We start from the raw sequence: 15,862 nt of genomic DNA on the forward strand, positions 1-15,862 counted from the left end.
CGTTCATCCCATCGGCAGAGCGGGCCATCGCTCGACGATCCTGCCACCGGAGAACACCGCGATCGATCCGAACTGCTGCAGCACGGCCTCGCTCTGTGTCGGGCGCAGGAACGCGTAGTCGCCGGGCTTTGCGGTCGCATCAGCCGGCAGGCCCATGAATTGCTGGTTCGAGGAGAGGCCGAGCAGGCCGTTCGTCTTCATCCCTTGGGGAAAGACCGGCTCGACCATCCACTTGCCGCCATAGAGATAGCAGCCCTTGCGCGGAAACCGGCCCAGCGCCCGCAGCAGGCGGGTGACCGCCGGCGCACCGGGCAGCTCCGGCTCGACCACTTTCAGGATCGGTGTCGCGATAAAGGCCGCCGGCTGGAAGCCTTCGAGGCCGGGCGTATCGAAATCGCTGGGCAGCACAAAGGCCGAACCCATCGACACCTCGTTGGCAGTGCTGCGATGATGAAGCAGCGCGGTCTTGCTGCCGCCGATGTTGAGGATACCGCGCTGGTCGGCGCCGAGGCAGGCAACGAAGGCGGCGGCCTTTTCCGAAGCTTGTCCCAATGCCTTGGCTGCCCCCCCAAAGAGGTAGGGGATATGCGGCGCATGCGCTTCGTAGGCCATGACGCCTTCACAACGCAGCCGTTTGTGGGCCGGCAAGATACTCAATGCCTTCGACAAGGCCTCCGGGCCGGCAAAGCCGCCGCGATGCAGCCCGACATCGATCTCGAAGGCGATGCGAAGCTCGGCACCGAGTCCGTCCGCGAGCGCGCCGTACTCGGCCAGCCTCTCCTGGGTATCGATCAGCCAGCAGACGCGCGACCAGTCGGCGTCCCCTTTCACCAGTGCCGCCCTTGCCGCGTGGACCGGCATCGGCTTGCCATAAAGCAGATCGGCGTCTGGAAATGCCTTCAACACCGCTCCGCTGATCGGCGGATGGAAAGTCATGAAGCGATCGGTGCCTAGAGCCTTGCCAATGTGCGACAGCAGCGGCAGGCACGCCAGCGACTTGTCGACCAGCCGCACGGCAAGGCCGGGGTCAAGCCGGTCTTTCACCAGGGCAATGTTGCGGTCCAGCCGATCGCGATCGAGCAGCAGGCAAGGCTGGATGACGCCGGCTTGCTCCAGCGCGTCCGAAAGACTGGCGAAATAGGCGTTCATCGTTCGATGCCGAACAGGCCGGCCATGTAGGGCGAGATGAACCGGTTTTGCGGGTCGATGTCGCGGCGCACCGCCATCGCGTCGTCCCAGCGCGGATAGAGCTTTTTCAGGTCCGCAGCCTTCAGGCTGTGCATCTTGCCCCAATGCGGCCTGCCGCCATACTTGCGGAAGATCGGCTCCGCCGCCCGCATGAACGGCAGCGGATCGCTTGCCGCGTCATGGTGGATGGCGATCGAGCAGGTCAGCCTGTTGTGGAATGGCGAAAGCCAGAACTGGTCTGGTGCGACGGAGCGCACCTCCATCGGGAAATAGACTTCGGGAAAGCGCTTCTCCGTCAGGTCGATGATTTCGGCCAGCGCCTTCGGCCCCTCCTCGAACGGCAGATGATATTCCATCTCGTTGAACTTGGTCTGCCGGTCGCTGGCATAGACGTTGAGCCAGTCCTGCACATAATCCTCGGCGGGCACTTTTGCGACGGCGCCGCGGATCAGCCGGCGGCGGAGCGACGGCAACCAGGCGAGCCCAGTGCGCAGCCGGCGCAGCGTCCTCAACCCACCCTCGTCATCCTCGGTCGGGCGCACGGTGGTCGCCCCGGTGCTGAAATCGCTGGCGATGAACTGCGCATAGCCGGAAAAAGGGATGTAGTAGAATTCGGCCGAACGGTGCGCGGCCATCATCGTTTCGAAATCGCGCAGCATGTCGGCGATCGGCAGCACCCATTTGCGACGGCGCAGCCGGTAGGTCGCGATGTTGTTCAGCGTCACCTCGGTCATCACGCCGAACGCACCAAGCGCGACGCCGATAGCATTGATCGTCTCCTGATCCCCTGCCCGCTTGAAATCGCGCAATTTTCCCAGCCCGTCGACGATCTGCACCGTTTCAAGCTGGGTGTGGTAGGCGCCAAGAGTCGGTCCCGAGCCATGGGTGGCTGTGCCGAGCGCGCCACCAACGGCCTGGCGATCGATGTCGCCCATATTGGGCAGGCCCTGGCCGATGCCTTGCAGGATATGCATGAGCGGGCCGAGCCGGGTCCCTGCCCGCACGCGCGCCTGATGTTTTTCGACGTCGTGCGCGACCAGCCCTTCCAGTCTCTCCAAGGACAGGATCGCGCCCTCGGATTTCACCAGCGGCGTGAAGGAATGGCCGGCACCGACGACGCGGACCGGACCGGGTGCGGTGCGAACGAGATCACCGAGTTCACCGGCGTCAGTGGGGCTGGCAATCAGCTGTGGTTCGGCAGTGACAAAGCCCGACCAGTTGCTCCAGGTGTTCGCCATGTTGCCTCCTCAGGCGACGGCGCGGCGACGCCGCGACACGAGGATGAACAGGCCGAGCAGCGCCGCGCTGGCAATAGCGCTGGTAGCGGCGAATTCCGGCACCGGCCGAAAATCCTTGCCGTCGATGAGCAGCGACGCTGCGACCGGCCCGATCGCCAGGCCAAAGAGCTGCGCCGCCGGCACCAGCAGCACGGCGGTGCGCGTCTCATCGGCGGTGATCGCCAGCCGGATCTGGTAGGGCACGATGAACAAGAGGATGAAGCCCATGACCAAGGCGGCAACCCAGAATGTGATGAGGTCAGGTCCGCTTGCGAGGACCAGGGAGCTGACAAACGCAACGGCGCCGATCGCCGCGATGGCAAGGCGGTAATCGATACGCGCCTCGAACACGGTCGCTGTCATCGCACCCAGGACCTGAACTGCGAGGCTGGCCGAGACGATCAAGCCGACGGTGCGGCCATCGATGCCGTATTGTGCCCCAAGCGGCTCCAGAAAGGCCCACACCGCGCCAAAGAACATGAAGTAGCAGAAGACCGACAGCAGCGCGGTCATCGAAGGGGCCGTCAGCACATTGGCCAGGCTCTCTTCCTTGGGCAGATCGGCATAGTCACTGGGAACGGTGAAGGCGATGGCCAGCGACACGACGCAAACGATGGCGAGAACGATGAAGCCGCCCGCCGACCCGGCAGACGGGATGACATAGAGCGCCAGCAGCAGGGCAAGCGCGCATTGCGCCAGCGTCTGCATGGTGACGAAATAACCTCCGATGCGCTCGGCCCGCCGCGAGCGGGCAATGAGTTCGGTGGCGACCGCCACCAGGCCGCCCTCGGCCAGCCCGGCCAGGGCGCGGGCCGCGATCAGCATGTTGGCGCCGGCGGCATAGGCCGTCCAAACATTCGCCAGCCCCAACAGGAGCAGAAGGGCCGCACTTTTCCAGCGCATGTTATGGGCCGAAAGCAGCATCGCCACGATTGCCGAGCCGATGGCAATGGCGATCATCTCCGCGGTGGCGACCAGCGCCAGCTCATCGCCGCTGACATGGCCCTCGGTGAAAAGGGCGCCGAGCAGCACCGGCTGCAGTCCGAGGATGAGCAGGCCGACCGAACCGATCCACAGGGCCGAGGCAAGCTGCCTGCCGGTCGGATTGCCGACCAGCCAGTCGCCGCTTCCGGTGTGCCCGGTATCTGTCGAAGTCAAAGGCGCCTCCCAACGTCCTTGCCGTGCGGCAAAAAAACTGACAACCTGTCAGCATTTCAGAAACTGATACTTGATCATATTTTTTGTCAATCAGAATTTGGAAACTCGTGCGAAAGACCGGTGCACATGATGGAAGCGACGCGAACGGCCACCGAACCCAGGCGCAAACCCAAGCAGGAGCGCAGCCGCGAGCGCATCGACGCGATTCTGTCGACAACCATGCGGCTGATCGGCGAAAAGGGCATCGACGCCGTCACCATGAAGGAGGTCGGCATGCTGGCGGGCGGACCGATCGCCACCGTCTATCATTACTTCCCCAACAAGTCGGCGATCCTGGCAATGCTCTACGAGCGGTTTTCCGAGGTAAGCCGCACTCGGCTGACAGCGATCATCAGCGACATCCGCGAGGCCAAGGACGTGATCGTGGCCGCCGACCGGCTGCTTGACGACTATCACAGCCGTGTCGCGGGCGATCCGGCCATCCAGGATCTGCAGAACGCCATCCAGGCCGACAAGGCGCTCAAGAATCTCGACATCGCCGAAACCCGGCATCAAGCCAAGATGTTCTGCGACCACGTCATCGGCCTGCTCGAACCCGAGAAGCGGGAGCAATTCGAACGCATCGTGTTGCTGATATTCCAGCTAGCCGGTGGTGTGGTGCGCCTGGCGCTTGCCGAGGGAAAAGCGGAAAGTCGCCAGACCATCGAGGATTACCGGTCGATCATCCACACCCAATTGCGGCTCTTTCTCTAGCCACCGCCCCAGACGAAATTTCGTGCGTTTCGGAATTGCGCCGCGCCTTGACTCTGGCAGGCCGGCGGCCTATCTCAGCGCCACGTTGGCACTCGCCATTGGTGAGTGCTAACCGCATGTCCGGCACCGCCGGATGGAGGAACTGTTCTCACCGTTCTCATCGAGGAAGAAAAAATGGCAAAGTCGAAGTTCCGCCCGCTTCATGACCGCGTGGTCGTTCGCCGGGTCGAATCCGAATCCAAGACCGCCGGCGGGATCATCATCCCCGATACGGCAAAGGAAAAGCCGCAGGAAGGCGAGATCATCGCTGTCGGCTCCGGCGCTCGTGACGAAGCCGGCAAGCTCGTCCCGCTGGACGTCAAGGCCGGCGACCGCATCCTGTTCGGCAAGTGGTCGGGCACCGAAGTCAAGCTCAATGGCGAAGACCTTCTGATCATGAAGGAATCCGACATCATGGGCATCATCGGCTGATATCAGCACTTTCCGTCAACTGAATTCCCGGGCTCAATCCAAGCCCTTGCCAGGAGTTAAAAATGGCTGCCAAAGACGTAAAATTCTCCCGTGATGCCCGCGAGCGCATGCTGCGCGGCGTCAACATCCTCGCCGACGCGGTGAAGGTCACGCTCGGCCCCAAGGGCCGCAACGTCGTCATCGACAAGTCGTTCGGCGCCCCGCGCATCACCAAGGACGGCGTCACCGTCGCCAAGGAAATCGAGCTTGAGGACAAGTTCGAGAACATGGGCGCGCAGATGGTCCGCGAAGTTGCTTCGAAGACCAACGACATCGCCGGCGACGGCACCACGACCGCGACCGTTCTGGCGCAGTCGATCGTCCAGGAAGGCCACAAGTCGGTTGCCGCCGGCATGAACCCGATGGACCTGAAGCGCGGCATCGATCTGGCCGTGACCGAAGTCGTCGCGGCGCTTGGCAAGGCTGCCAAGAAGATCAAGACCTCCGAGGAAGTTGCCCAGGTCGGCACGATATCGGCCAATGGCGACGAGTCGGTCGGCAAGATGATCGCGGAAGCGATGCAGAAGGTCGGCAACGAGGGCGTCATCACGGTCGAGGAAGCCAAGACCGCCGAGACCGAACTCGAAGTCGTCGAAGGCATGCAGTTCGACCGCGGCTACCTCAGCCCCTACTTCGTCACCAACGCCGACAAGATGGTTGCCGAGCTCGAGGACGTCTACATCCTCCTGCACGAGAAGAAGCTTTCCAACCTTCAGGCCATGCTGCCGGTTCTCGAAGCCGTCGTGCAGACCTCGAAGCCGCTGCTCATCATCTCGGAAGACGTCGAAGGCGAGGCTCTGGCCACGCTGGTCGTCAACAAGCTGCGTGGCGGCCTGAAGATCGCCGCCGTCAAGGCGCCGGGCTTCGGTGATCGCCGCAAGGCCATGCTGGAAGACATCGCCATCCTCACCGGTGGCCAGGTCATCTCGGAAGACCTCGGCATCAAGCTCGAGAACGTCGGCCTCAACATGCTCGGCCGCGCCAAGAAGGTGTCGATCTCCAAGGAGAACACCACCATCGTCGACGGCGCCGGCAAGAAGGCCGAGATCCAGGGCCGCGTCGCCCAGATCAAGCAGCAGATCGAAGAGACCACCTCGGACTACGACAAGGAGAAGCTGCAGGAACGTCTCGCCAAGTTGGCGGGCGGCGTTGCGGTGATCCGCGTCGGCGGTGCGACGGAAGTCGAAGTCAAGGAAAAGAAGGACCGCGTCGATGACGCCCTCAACGCGACCCGCGCGGCCGTCGAAGAAGGCATCGTTGCAGGCGGCGGCGTCGCCCTGCTGCGCGCTTCGGCCAACATCAAGGCCACCGGCGCCAATGCCGACCAGGCTGCTGGCATCAACATCGTTCGTCGTGCACTGCAGGCTCCGGCCCGCCAGATCGCGGCCAACGCCGGTGCGGAAGCATCGATCGTTGCCGGCAAGATCCTCGAGAACAAGGGCGCGACCTTCGGCTACAACGCCCAGACCGGCGAGTATGGCGACATGATCGCCATGGGTATCGTCGATCCGGTCAAGGTCGTGCGCACGGCTCTCCAGGACGCGGCCTCGGTCGCTGGCCTGCTCGTCACCACCGAAGCCATGATCGCGGAGGCTCCGAAGAAGGAGTCGGCTGGCGGCGGCATGCCTGGCGGCATGGGCGGCGGCGGCATGGGCGGCATGGGCGGAATGGACTTCTAATCCAGCCCTATCAGCCTTCAAATACGGAAAGGGCGCCGAAAGGCGCCCTTTTTGTTCGCGTGCACCTTGATCGCAGCGCCTCGACTGGCCTCAGACCGCGGCATCCGCGCGTCGCCGTGCCTCTCCAGCCAGCACCGCGCCTTCAATCAGTGCCGCGACTTCGTCGGCGACCGCCTGCAATGGGGCGCGGTCGCGGGTGGCGCGCGCGATCACCATCAGCCCTTCCAGCGACGATTCGACCAGCAGCGCCAAGGCTTGCGCGCGGCGCCCGGGCACCCCTGCCCTGACGAAGGCCTCTCGCAGCAAGCCGATCCATTGCTCGAAGGCCGACCGGCACAGTTCGGCCAGCTCCGGCACATCGGTCGGCGAATCCAGCACCACGGGTGCGATCGGGCAGCCGAGCGTGAATTGATTCTCCTCGAGCATGTGTCCGACCTCTTGGTAGATATGGTGGACGGCCACTGCCGGATCCCGCTCAGCGGCGAGCGCCTCGCCCAGCCTTTGCGTCACCTTGTCGACGCTATCACGCGTCACCTCGATGACCAGCTGGTCCTTGCCGCCGGGAAAATGGAAGTAGAGCGAGCCGCGCGGCGCACCGCTGGCGCTCAATATGTCGTTGAGCGAGGTGCCGTGATAGCCGCGCTGCCTGAGCAGCAGCGCCGTCGTCTCGAGTATGCGGGTGCGGGTGTCGTTGGCCATGTCAACCTCTGTCAGCACGCATCATTATAGGTCTTGCATCGAATATGACAATCGGTCTACATAATATGTAGATCAGTCTACATATTATGTAGAGGCCGACATGCTCACCTATCGTCTTGAAGGGTCCGGCGGGACCGAATGCCTGGTGATGCGCGACGAGGTCCGGCCGGAGCCGAAACCGCATGAGATCGTGGTGCGCGTTCGCGCCACCTCGCTCAACCGGCGCGATACGATGATCCTCAATGGCACCTATCCGCTGACGCCGCGCCAGGGCATCGTTCCCCTCAGCGACGGGGCTGGCGAGATCGTCGCCATCGGCGATGCCGTCACCCGCTTTGCCGTTGGCGATCGTGTGACCGGTAGCTATTTCGCCCGCTGGGTCGACGGCCGTATCAACGCCGGGCTCATCGATCAGCTCGGCTGCACGCTGGATGGCATGCTGGCCGAATATGCCGTTCTCGACGAGCAATGGGCGGTGCGCCTGCCCGATCATCTTGACTGGCATGAAGCAGCAACGCTGACCTGCGCCGGGCTGACCGCCTGGAATGCGGTGACGGGCGCCGGAATTCCGAAGCCTGGCCAGTGGGTTCTGGCCATCGGCTCGGGTGGCGTCTCGCTGTTTGCGCTGCAGTTCGCCAAGCTGCTCGGCTGCCGCGTCGTCGCCGTCACCTCACGCGGCGGGAAGGCCGACAGGCTGCGCGCGCTCGGCGCCGACCTTGTGATCTCGACATCGGAGACGCCCGAATGGGGTGCGGCTGTCCGCGACCAAACCGGCGGCATCGACCTCGTGGTCGAAACCGGTGGCCCGGCGACCTTCGCGCAATCGCTGATCGCCAGCACGCTCTACGGGCACATCGTGCTGCTGACGCTCCAGGACCAGCAAGGCAGGTCAATCGAGATGCCGGCAGCGCTCTACCAGCGCAGCCTCGCCACCATCAGTCGGCTTTTCGTTGGCAGCCGGACCAATCTCGAAGCCATGCTGCGCGCTGTCTCACAGCATCGACTGCGGCCCGTCATCGACAAGGTCTTTGCCTTCACCGAAGCCGGTGATGCGTACCGCTATTTCCAGAAGGGCGACGTCTTCGGGAAAGTGGTCGTCGACGGCGCCTGACCCAGCCATTTCTCACAACCAAAGGAGCGCAGACAATGACAATTCGTGAAGCTTCGGCCGAATGGCAAGGCACGCTGAAGGAAGGTTCAGGCCGGCTACGGCTCGGCAGCGGTGTGTTCGAAGGCGCCTATTCCTTCCCGTCGCGTTTCGAAAACGGTCGGGGCACGAACCCGGAGGAACTGATTGCGGCGGCGCATGCCGGCTGCTTCTCGATGGCTTTGAGCGCTATACTGGGCGGCGCCAAGCACATCCCGACAAGCATTAGCACCATCGCCAAGGTGCATCTCGGCGCAACCGCTGCCGGGCCGACGATCACCCGCATCGAAATCGAGACCCAAGCCGAGATCCCGGGCATTGACCCGAACGAATTCCAGAACCTGGCGGAAACGGCGAAAGCCGCATGCCTTGTGTCGCGCGCCCTGGCCGGCGTGGCAACCATCACGCTCAAAGCCGAGCTCGTCGCGACCGCCACCACGCAACAATGAAATCAGGAGGATGAGATGAAACAGGACAGCAGCGTGACCCTTCATCCGGACGAACACTCCCGGCAGACAGCTGAAATCATGCAGCGCTTCAACGACGTGTTCCAGCTGCATGATCCGTCGGCACTCCCCCGCCTGGTCGCCGAGCACTGCGTGATCGAAAACACCGTGCCGGCACCGGACGGCGCCCGTCATGTCGGTCGGGAGGCATGCGTCCAGCTGTGGTCGGCGATCGCCACCCAGCCCGGCACGCGATTCGACCTTGAGGAGACATTCGTTGCGGGCGAACGAGCGACGATCCGTTGGCGCTATTGGCTCGCCGACGGCAACTCCATCCGCGGCGTCAATCTGATGCGCGTCGAGGACGGGCTGATCGTCGAAGCGATGGGGTACGTCAAGGGATAGCCGCCCCTGGCCGCGCGTCGCTAGCGGTCTGCCAACGCCAGTTTTGCGCCGAGCATGACAAACGCGCCAGCGAAGGTCCGGCGCATCCAGGTCAACACCATCGGCCGCGATACGACATGGCTGCGGATCGAGGCGGCGAAGACGCCGTAGCCGACGAAAACCACAAAGGTCAAAAGCATGAAGACGGAGCTGAGCTCCAGCATCTTCGACAGTGCATTGGGTTCGGTGGTGCTGACAAATTGCGGCAGGAAGGCGAAGAAGAAGATCGACAGTTTCGGATTGAGCACGTTGACGAGGATGCCGGTGGCAATCACCTTGCCGGCCGAGCGCGGCGTCACATCCTGCTCGACGCTCAGACCACCTTTCTCCTTCAGCGTGTTCCAGGCCATGTAGAGCAGATAGGCGACGCCGAGATATTTCAGCGTCTCGAAGGCAACCGCGCTGGTGTGTAGCAGCGCCGCAAGGCCGGTGATGGCGGCGGCCATGTGCGGAATGATGCCGAGTGTACAGCCGAAGGCGGCGATGATGCTGGCGCGCGCGCCGCGCGAAAGACCGGCGCTCAAAGTGTAGAGAACGCCGGTGCCGGGCGAAGCTACGACGATCAGCGAAGTCAACAGAAATTCGATGCTCACGATGGTTTCCTCCGGCGCCCTGCCTGCGAGGAAGGTATCGAGCTGTGGCGCGGCGCACAAGCGGCGGCGATTAGCGTAATCTCCCCTCGTGGGGGAGATGTCCGGCAGGACAGAGGGGGACGCGAAGGATCGCCATCCTCTCACTCCTTTTTGCCGTTCGAAAGCTGTTCAATAGTTTGGTTTGGAACCGGATTGATCCGTTGGCGGGACAGCGCCCCCCTCTGCCCTGCCGGGCATCTCCCCCACGAGGGGGGAGATCGGCAGTTCAACCGGCAATCCGTGCGCCCGGCGCGCCATCAGGCAATCGTCGTCGCCGGGCATGCAGGCGCGGCAGACATCCGGGCGGACTTCATAGATGCCGCAAGCGGTCGACTTGCCGATCTCGCCGGAGAGGGCCGAGCAGCGCACGCCCTCGCAACGCATGCCAGACAAGTTGGCCGCCACATATTTTTCCGGAATGCGGTCGAGCTGTGCGTCGTCCTCGGTGGAAAAGCGCGGCCACTCCGCCGAATAGGAACAGCAGGCGCCGCAGCTCTGGCAGTCGAAGACAGGATCGATGCGTTGCGACGACGAAAGGCTTGCAGCGCCTGCCGAGGCGAATAGCTCCGGCGCGGCAGGGTTGTGATCGGCGTCTTGCGGCAAGACGTTATTTCTTCTTGCCTGTCTTGCCCTTTGGCGCATCCACCGGCGACTTGAACAGATCGGTCGCGGCTTCGTTGGCTTTCGGCGCGGCAACCGGCTTGGCCGGTTTTGCAGCAGCAGGCGTTGCAGGCTGGTCCTTAGCGGAGAATTTTATGGCCATGTCAGTCCTCGTCGGCGAAGCGCGATGATGGTGCGCGCGGATTGCGCAAGCGGCCGATCAGCGCCGAAACCGCCGTGATGTTCATTTCCTCGGGCGACCAATTCTTCACCGCCTCGATGTGGTGGGACGCCAGTTCGCGATGCGTGCTGCCGCTGTAGGCGGCATCCTGATAAGTCACCCGCTCATGCGTCTTGGTGTCTTCGCGGACATATTCGATCAGGTAGTTCGGGCACTCAGCCCGGCCACGCACGCCGACGCGCACCTGCGCGTCGCCATGGGCACGCTTGCAGCGTTCGAGTTTTTCCAGCACGCGCCGGACATATTCAACCGGCTTGTCGAGGCCTTCGACCATGTCGGCAATGGTCGCGTCGGTCGCGATCGGCGTTGGCGGGACGCGCTTGGTGGCCATCAGCGTTTTCCGACTCGTTTCGGCAAGGCCGCAAGCGCCGCAGCCGCGGCCATCTCATCAGCCTCTTTCTCCAGGCGCTGTTCGCGCAGCCGCGCGGTCTTAGCTTCCCGGGCCTCGCTGACGGCATCGCGCTCGGAAATGATGCGGTTGAGCGACATCGACTGGGTCTGCGTCTTGCTGAACAGGGACGCGGCCTGATCAGGGGATGTCTTCGAATTGGCGGTCAAAATCTTTCTCCTGTCAGGAGCTGGTGCAGACATGGCGAGACCGGGTCTTCGGTCAGGACCACGCGCAAAGCAATGCGGCAGCGGATTCAAATTTCTGGAGCGTCCCTTAGCACGTTCAGGCCGACGCGCAGTGCACTTTCGGCGGCAAGACGCGCAAAATGAAAAAGGCCAGGCACCGCCTGACCTTCCATGAGAGCTCCGCGCATCCAGCGACATCCAGAAGGATGCACAGGGATGGATGCAAGGCAACGCCCTTCTCATGCGCATGACATGCCGTGGAGACTCAGGCCTCCGCGGCCATGCGCCCGAATTCGCCATTCACCGGTGCCAGTACATCCGTGGTCACCGGGAAGGCCGAATCCTGTTTTCAGGCCGCCTTCAACTGGTCGGCGGACATTTTGCCAGACTTGTTGTCGCGGACCATCTCGTAGCCGAGCTTCTGGCCCTCGACGATGTCGCGCATGCCGGCGCGCTCTACGGCCGAAATGTGGACAAAAACGTCGGCCGAGCCGTCGTCAGGCTGAATAAAACCAAAACCCTTGGTGGCGTTGAACCATTTAACTGTGCCGGTGCTCATGACGAACCCTTTCCATGGCAAATATTCGTTAATCGCCGTGCGAATGCACAACGATTTTTGTCTCGATTTTTGATGGGGAAGTTCGTCAAAAGCGCGCATGCGTGCGCGGATAACAAAAGTCGGTCAAACAAATATCGACGAAACTCTTGTAGGCTTCTTTTTGCGTCGTGTCAATTTCTGTTTAGCCGCCACCGGTAGCGGACGCGAAGTTGTCTGGCGAGAAGGAAGCGAAACGCGGCAGCTCCAAAAAAACGCAAAATGCCGGGAACCGGATCGGCGCCCGTGCATTTTGCCTGTGTCGTCAGCAGTTCTTGAGAGCAATCGAAGGAAAGGCTGATGGTAAAAGACGCCTCCCGCGCGATAAAAGGCGCGAGGGGCGTTTTGTTTTGGCCCCCGAACCTCACATCACGGCGGTCATCATTGGCAGGATCTCGTACCGAAAGCCCAACCCGGAACGAACCGTCGGGTCCGCCTCGGTCAGCGCCCCGACGGCGGCCTCATCGTCGGCACACACGATACCGAGCCCCCATGGACCGGCAGGATCGGCGACCGGCCCAAACAGGATGACACCCCCCTCACCCAATTTGCCGCGCAGTTAGTCCGAGTGCTGCTTCATCAGTGTTTTTTCTGCATCGGTCAGGGTGAAGGCAAAGTCGGGCCGAGGCGGGATCAGCCGGCAGTGGAACACGCCTTGTGGCTTGCTGCCGGCTTCATTGGTGAGGAAAGCGGCCAGCCAACCGAGCACGCGCTCCCAGCCGGAGCCGTGATCGCGGCACGCGCCTTGGCGGACTCCAAACCCTTCATGGCGTAAGGTCAGCCGGGTTGGGAGACAATCGTGGAAGGGGTGGCCGACTTCCTCGACCAGCACTGGCCGGACAGACAGGCGCCCTCCGCCGCATCGCCTGAAACCATATTTGCGGTTGCGCGGCTCGAAGCCGCACGCCAGGTCAGTCCTGTTCGTGCGGACCGGGCTCGGGCCAGGTTTCCTTGGCCGCTTCCGCGTACCAGTGACGCATTGCCGGCATTGAAAGCACCGCATCGACATAGGCTCTAGTGTCGGGTGCCAGGGTGCCACCATAGGTGTCGAAGCGGGTGACGATCGGCGCATACATGGCGTCGGCCGCGGTGAAATGGCCAAACAGGAACGGGCCACCCCTGCCGTGTTTTTCCCGGCACTCACGCCACAGTGTCTCGATGCGCTCCCGCTGCGCCTCGCCCTCGGCGTCGAGCGGCTTGTGGCCTTTCGGTCGACGCAAATTCATCGGCCAGCCATAGCGGACCTCGCGAAAACCGGAATGCATCTCGGTCGCAACGGAGCGCGCCAACGCACGGGCGCCGATATCGGCCGGCCAGAGAATCTTCTCGGGAAACAGATCGGCAAGATATTCAAGGATGGCAAGGGTTTCCCAGATGATCCTGCCATTGTGATTCAGGACCGGCACCAGCCCTGTCGGCGAGACCTTGCTGAGATTGGCAGCGGTCTCAGGCGTGCGCAGCCGCACAAACCCTTCCTCGAACGGAATCTCCAGATGCTTCATCGCCACCCATGGCCGAAGCGACCATGAGGAGAAGCACTTGTTGCCGATATAGAGTGTGAATTCAGCCATTTTTCTCCCCGCGCGCACGATTATCCTGAAGTCCTTTAGCCTGCCAGCCTTGCCGCCGAAAGCGGTTGCGCAACTTTGATCCGCGGCTGGGGAGGCTTGGAACCTAACCGACGCCGGCTCGTTAGCCTCCGCGGACGAATTCCTCGAATTCAAACTCCCAGGAGATGCGGAAAATGGTGAACAAGGATCAGGTCGCGGGCGTGGCCAAGCAGGTCAAGGGCTCGATCAAGGAAGCTGCCGGCAAGGCGACCGGCAACAGGCAGACCCAGGCCGAAGGCACGGCCGACAAGATCGCCGGCAAAGTGCAGAAGACCTATGGCGACGTGAAGGACAAGGTCAAGAAGGCGCTCTGATCCCCATCGGGTGTCGCTTTTGCCTGAAAAAGGTGGCCGCCGGGTCCGCCTTTTTCATGTGCTCCAGTCCTTGCTGAAGGCATTGGTGAAGGCGACCTCGCCATGATCACCGGTCGCCTCGCCCAGCACCACGTCCATGGCGTCGCTGGTCACCCTGGCCAGCGCGAAGCCACCCATATAGGCCGCCTTCGGCTTGATGAGGTCGAGCCCGTCACGGCGGTAGATCAGCGGCGTGTCGTGCTTGTGGCCGTGGAAAATGGCGACGACATTGTAGCCCTTAAGCGCCGCCAGTAGGGCCTGCCGGTCGGCCTCGCTCCACCAGTGCGGCGCGCCGGAACCGTCATCGTCATAGGTCTTTTTGGCGGCATCCCACCGTTCTATCGAGAAGGTGTCCCAGCCATAGTGCTGGAACAGGATGACCGGGCGGCCATCCGCCGCGTAGGTCGCCAGATCCTGCTTCAGCCATGGCAGGCTGCTGTCGGCGCCGTGCCCGGTGTCGCCGGCGAAACGATGCGTCTGCACAAGATGCAGGCCGCCCCAGTCCCAGGAATAACAATCGGTGTCGACGTCGTAGTCGGTGGCCGGCACCGGCGGCTTGAAGAACACGCCGGCGCGGTGATTGACCTCGACATAGTCGCGCATTTCGCGCCGGTACCAGTCGACATGGTGCGGCGGTCCGTTCTGGTCGAGATCGTGGTTGCCGAGCCCGACATAGACAGGCACATGCACGCGATCGGAACCGACGCCTTGCTGGTAGCGCTGGCTGAATTGGAGCAGTTGGGTGCCCTCGCTCGGCTGGGTGATCTGGCCGCCGCCATCGTCGGTGATGTCACCACCGACGACGAGGCCAAGCGGCGTGGCGATACGGCTGCCGGCCGAGCGCAGACCGGTGGCGACGCCGTTGATCTCGGCCGGCCAGTCCTTGTCGCCGAGTGCGTTCAGCGCCGCGACGTTGCGCAGCAGCGCGGCGTCGGTCTTGCCTTCCTTCTGGCAGTTGGGGCTCAAGCCGCTCACCATGCGACAGGCATGGACATCGGCGATGAACAGGAAGGTGGCGTCGATCGGCTGAATACGCTGCCCGGTCTGGCTGCGTGCCGGGCACGACAACGCGCCGGCCGCGGCAAATCCCGCGGCCTGGGCCAGAAAGCTGCGTCGAGAAAACAAACCAGGCGAGCGGCGATTCATCGTGAGGTGAATTTCAGCATGGAGAGCGGCCGGCCGTCCAGTTCAACGCGAGACATCGCGACAGCAGCGTGACAGAACAGCTCGATCACGTTTCGGGATCATTTCCAGGCCTCACCCTGCGCCGGCAGGCAGTCGCGCAGCACACCCGCATCCTGCGCCGTCTTGGCCATGGACATGGCGCCGGAATAGGTCGCTACGGCAAGTGCTGCAAAGCGCTGCGGGTCGGTGCCTTGCTCCCTGCCCTCCCGCTGGTCGGCCCTGACCTTGTCGGCGATCGCCTGGCGCCATGCCGAAAAGATGCGGGCAAGTGCCGCCCGGAAATCGGGATCGGCGAGCGACAGTTCATGCGCCAGATTGTTGAGTGGGCAGCCGCGCACGAAACCCTGTTGTTCCAGTTCGGCGGCCACAGCCTCGAACACCGCGCGCACGCCGTCGCGTGCCGAGGCCGCCGCCTGCACCGGCGCGATCCATGTCGCCTCGACCGCTGCCGCCACACGCTCGTCGATCACCGCCAGCGCCAGCGCCTTCTTGGTCGGGAAATGGTGATGCAGCGCGCCACCGCTGACACCTGCGGCCGCCATCAGGTCGCCAAGGCTGGAGGCATGATAGCCGCGCGCCTGAAACGCCGCCTCCGCGACATCGAGCACTTTGTTGCGCATGCCTTCGGGGTCATTGACGCGTTTTCGCGACCGAAGCCTTGCCATGGCGAATCTCCCCTTCTCCCCCTGTGGGAGAAGGTGCCTGAACGAAGTGAAGGCGGATGAGGGGTGCTCCAGCTTGGCACAGACGGCGCTCCGTCCAGCACCCC

General features: G+C 63.2%; 22 protein-coding genes. 7 read left to right on the forward strand and 15 right to left on the reverse strand.

All coding sequences use genetic code 11. The annotated features are described in order from the left end of the window. Nucleotides 1–3: 3 nt before the first annotated feature. Genes HNQ71_RS02640 through HNQ71_RS02650 form a run of 3 tightly spaced genes read right to left on the reverse strand, consistent with a single transcriptional unit; the run spans nt 4 to nt 3,623 of the window. Nucleotides 4–1,149, reverse strand: a complete 1,146-nt coding sequence (locus HNQ71_RS02640; protein WP_184871051.1) for an alanine racemase — start codon at nt 1,147–1,149, stop codon at nt 4–6. Beyond that, nucleotides 1,146–2,426: a D-arabinono-1,4-lactone oxidase gene (locus tag HNQ71_RS02645; RefSeq protein ID WP_184871052.1), complete on the reverse strand. Its 1,281-nt coding sequence runs from the start codon at nt 2,424–2,426 to the stop codon at nt 1,146–1,148. The genes HNQ71_RS02640 and HNQ71_RS02645 overlap by 4 nt, the downstream gene beginning before the upstream one ends. A gap of 9 nt (nt 2,427–2,435) precedes the next feature. After that, complete coding sequence (locus tag HNQ71_RS02650; RefSeq protein WP_184871053.1) at nt 2,436–3,623, reverse strand: MFS transporter; 1,188 nt, start codon at nt 3,621–3,623, stop codon at nt 2,436–2,438. A 126-nt stretch (nt 3,624–3,749) separates the two neighbouring features. Between HNQ71_RS02650 and HNQ71_RS02655 the strand changes: the two genes are divergently transcribed. The 3 genes from HNQ71_RS02655 (at nt 3,750) to groL (ending at nt 6,565) form a co-directional block, all read left to right on the forward strand. Next, a complete protein-coding gene (locus HNQ71_RS02655) occupies nt 3,750–4,376 on the forward strand; it encodes a TetR/AcrR family transcriptional regulator (RefSeq protein WP_184871054.1) in 627 nt (208 codons plus the stop codon). A 174-nt stretch (nt 4,377–4,550) separates the two neighbouring features. Beyond that, nucleotides 4,551–4,847: a co-chaperone GroES gene (groES, locus tag HNQ71_RS02660; protein ID WP_006203049.1), complete on the forward strand. Its 297-nt coding sequence runs from the start codon at nt 4,551–4,553 to the stop codon at nt 4,845–4,847. A gap of 62 nt (nt 4,848–4,909) precedes the next feature. Continuing rightward, nucleotides 4,910–6,565, forward strand: coding sequence for a chaperonin GroEL (gene groL / locus HNQ71_RS02665; protein ID WP_095086076.1), 1,656 nt, complete (start codon nt 4,910–4,912; stop codon nt 6,563–6,565). Between the two features lie 90 nt (nt 6,566–6,655). Here the strand turns inward: groL and HNQ71_RS02670 are convergent, their stop codons facing one another. Next, entirely contained in the window at nt 6,656–7,264 is a 609-nt protein-coding gene (locus tag HNQ71_RS02670) for a TetR/AcrR family transcriptional regulator (protein ID WP_184871055.1), read from the reverse strand. Nucleotides 7,265–7,364: 100 nt separating this feature from the next. On the opposite strand from HNQ71_RS02670, the gene HNQ71_RS02675 reads away from it, so the two are divergent. From HNQ71_RS02675 to HNQ71_RS02685, 3 genes are read left to right on the forward strand one after another with little or no spacing between them, the layout of a single operon-like run. Next, nucleotides 7,365–8,375 (forward strand): zinc-dependent alcohol dehydrogenase family protein, encoded by a 1,011-nt coding sequence (locus tag HNQ71_RS02675; protein WP_184871056.1) that lies wholly within the window; start codon nt 7,365–7,367, stop codon nt 8,373–8,375. Between the two features lie 35 nt (nt 8,376–8,410). Further along, entirely contained in the window at nt 8,411–8,860 is a 450-nt protein-coding gene (locus tag HNQ71_RS02680) for an OsmC family protein (protein WP_184871057.1), read from the forward strand. A gap of 15 nt (nt 8,861–8,875) precedes the next feature. Continuing rightward, nucleotides 8,876–9,262 carry a nuclear transport factor 2 family protein gene (locus HNQ71_RS02685; protein ID WP_184871058.1) on the forward strand — a complete coding sequence of 129 codons (387 nt, stop codon included), beginning with the start codon at nt 8,876–8,878 and terminating at the stop codon, nt 9,260–9,262. A gap of 20 nt (nt 9,263–9,282) precedes the next feature. Here the strand turns inward: HNQ71_RS02685 and HNQ71_RS02690 are convergent, their stop codons facing one another. From HNQ71_RS02690 to HNQ71_RS02725, 9 genes are all read right to left on the reverse strand, one after another. Next, entirely contained in the window at nt 9,283–9,894 is a 612-nt protein-coding gene (locus HNQ71_RS02690) for a LysE family translocator (RefSeq protein ID WP_111549411.1), read from the reverse strand. A 168-nt stretch (nt 9,895–10,062) separates the two neighbouring features. After that, on the reverse strand, nt 10,063–10,536 hold the full coding sequence (locus HNQ71_RS02695; protein ID WP_425492163.1) for a YkgJ family cysteine cluster protein: 474 nt from the start codon (nt 10,534–10,536) through the stop codon (nt 10,063–10,065). A gap of 4 nt (nt 10,537–10,540) precedes the next feature. Further along, nucleotides 10,541–10,696 carry a hypothetical protein gene (locus HNQ71_RS02700; RefSeq protein ID WP_184871060.1) on the reverse strand — a complete coding sequence of 52 codons (156 nt, stop codon included), beginning with the start codon at nt 10,694–10,696 and terminating at the stop codon, nt 10,541–10,543. Nucleotide 10,697: 1 nt separating this feature from the next. Further along, nucleotides 10,698–11,105 (reverse strand): hypothetical protein, encoded by a 408-nt coding sequence (locus tag HNQ71_RS02705; RefSeq protein WP_184871061.1) that lies wholly within the window; start codon nt 11,103–11,105, stop codon nt 10,698–10,700. Further along, the gene (locus HNQ71_RS02710; RefSeq protein ID WP_184871062.1) at nt 11,105–11,332 is read right to left on the reverse strand and encodes a hypothetical protein; all 228 of its coding nucleotides are present in this window, start codon (nt 11,330–11,332) and stop codon (nt 11,105–11,107) included. The genes HNQ71_RS02705 and HNQ71_RS02710 overlap by 1 nt, the downstream gene beginning before the upstream one ends. A 367-nt stretch (nt 11,333–11,699) precedes the next feature. Next, on the reverse strand, nt 11,700–11,909 hold the full coding sequence (locus tag HNQ71_RS02715) for a cold-shock protein (RefSeq protein WP_010915421.1): 210 nt from the start codon (nt 11,907–11,909) through the stop codon (nt 11,700–11,702). A 400-nt stretch (nt 11,910–12,309) separates the two neighbouring features. After that, nucleotides 12,310–12,492 carry a YciI family protein gene (locus HNQ71_RS34685; protein WP_246461160.1) on the reverse strand — a complete coding sequence of 61 codons (183 nt, stop codon included), beginning with the start codon at nt 12,490–12,492 and terminating at the stop codon, nt 12,310–12,312. A 12-nt stretch (nt 12,493–12,504) separates the two neighbouring features. Then, nucleotides 12,505–12,777: an SRPBCC family protein gene (locus tag HNQ71_RS34690; RefSeq protein WP_246461162.1), complete on the reverse strand. Its 273-nt coding sequence runs from the start codon at nt 12,775–12,777 to the stop codon at nt 12,505–12,507. Between the two features lie 79 nt (nt 12,778–12,856). Beyond that, entirely contained in the window at nt 12,857–13,516 is a 660-nt protein-coding gene (locus tag HNQ71_RS02725) for a glutathione S-transferase family protein (RefSeq protein WP_184871063.1), read from the reverse strand. A gap of 164 nt (nt 13,517–13,680) precedes the next feature. Between HNQ71_RS02725 and HNQ71_RS02730 the strand changes: the two genes are divergently transcribed. Beyond that, complete coding sequence (locus HNQ71_RS02730; RefSeq protein ID WP_184871064.1) at nt 13,681–13,869, forward strand: CsbD family protein; 189 nt, start codon at nt 13,681–13,683, stop codon at nt 13,867–13,869. A 54-nt stretch (nt 13,870–13,923) separates the two neighbouring features. Here the strand turns inward: HNQ71_RS02730 and HNQ71_RS02735 are convergent, their stop codons facing one another. Together HNQ71_RS02735 and HNQ71_RS02740 are read right to left on the reverse strand one after the other, a co-directional pair. Next, a complete protein-coding gene (locus tag HNQ71_RS02735; RefSeq protein WP_184871065.1) occupies nt 13,924–15,054 on the reverse strand; it encodes a metallophosphoesterase in 1,131 nt (376 codons plus the stop codon). A gap of 98 nt (nt 15,055–15,152) precedes the next feature. Beyond that, nucleotides 15,153–15,758 (reverse strand): TetR/AcrR family transcriptional regulator, encoded by a 606-nt coding sequence (locus HNQ71_RS02740; protein WP_246461164.1) that lies wholly within the window; start codon nt 15,756–15,758, stop codon nt 15,153–15,155. Nucleotides 15,759–15,862: the final 104 nt, after the last annotated feature.

Origin of the sequence: Mesorhizobium sangaii (genome assembly GCF_014207355.1) — a bacterium.
Taxonomy (GTDB): domain Bacteria; phylum Pseudomonadota; class Alphaproteobacteria; order Rhizobiales; family Rhizobiaceae; genus Mesorhizobium; species Mesorhizobium sangaii.

What these genes read in the sequence shown, in the direction of transcription:
- HNQ71_RS02725 (WP_184871063.1), bottom strand. Translation starts at nt 13,516, where the DNA reads ATGGCTGAATTCACACTCTATATCGGCAACAAGTGCTTCTCCTCATGG.
- HNQ71_RS02640 (WP_184871051.1), bottom strand. Translation starts at nt 1,149, where the DNA reads ATGAACGCCTATTTCGCCAGTCTTTCGGACGCGCTGGAGCAAGCCGGC.
- HNQ71_RS02730 (WP_184871064.1), top strand. Translation starts at nt 13,681, where the DNA reads ATGCGGAAAATGGTGAACAAGGATCAGGTCGCGGGCGTGGCCAAGCAG.
- HNQ71_RS02685 (WP_184871058.1), top strand. Translation starts at nt 8,876, where the DNA reads ATGAAACAGGACAGCAGCGTGACCCTTCATCCGGACGAACACTCCCGG.
- HNQ71_RS02705 (WP_184871061.1), bottom strand. Translation starts at nt 11,105, where the DNA reads ATGGCCACCAAGCGCGTCCCGCCAACGCCGATCGCGACCGACGCGACC.
- HNQ71_RS02715 (WP_010915421.1), bottom strand. Translation starts at nt 11,909, where the DNA reads ATGAGCACCGGCACAGTTAAATGGTTCAACGCCACCAAGGGTTTTGGT.
- HNQ71_RS02670 (WP_184871055.1), bottom strand. Translation starts at nt 7,264, where the DNA reads ATGGCCAACGACACCCGCACCCGCATACTCGAGACGACGGCGCTGCTG.
- HNQ71_RS02645 (WP_184871052.1), bottom strand. Translation starts at nt 2,426, where the DNA reads ATGGCGAACACCTGGAGCAACTGGTCGGGCTTTGTCACTGCCGAACCA.
- HNQ71_RS02735 (WP_184871065.1), bottom strand. Translation starts at nt 15,054, where the DNA reads ATGAATCGCCGCTCGCCTGGTTTGTTTTCTCGACGCAGCTTTCTGGCC.
- groL (WP_095086076.1), top strand. Translation starts at nt 4,910, where the DNA reads ATGGCTGCCAAAGACGTAAAATTCTCCCGTGATGCCCGCGAGCGCATG.
- HNQ71_RS02700 (WP_184871060.1), bottom strand. Translation starts at nt 10,696, where the DNA reads ATGGCCATAAAATTCTCCGCTAAGGACCAGCCTGCAACGCCTGCTGCT.
- HNQ71_RS02740 (WP_246461164.1), bottom strand. Translation starts at nt 15,758, where the DNA reads ATGGCAAGGCTTCGGTCGCGAAAACGCGTCAATGACCCCGAAGGCATG.
- HNQ71_RS02680 (WP_184871057.1), top strand. Translation starts at nt 8,411, where the DNA reads ATGACAATTCGTGAAGCTTCGGCCGAATGGCAAGGCACGCTGAAGGAA.
- HNQ71_RS02655 (WP_184871054.1), top strand. Translation starts at nt 3,750, where the DNA reads ATGATGGAAGCGACGCGAACGGCCACCGAACCCAGGCGCAAACCCAAG.
- groES (WP_006203049.1), top strand. Translation starts at nt 4,551, where the DNA reads ATGGCAAAGTCGAAGTTCCGCCCGCTTCATGACCGCGTGGTCGTTCGC.
- HNQ71_RS02675 (WP_184871056.1), top strand. Translation starts at nt 7,365, where the DNA reads ATGCTCACCTATCGTCTTGAAGGGTCCGGCGGGACCGAATGCCTGGTG.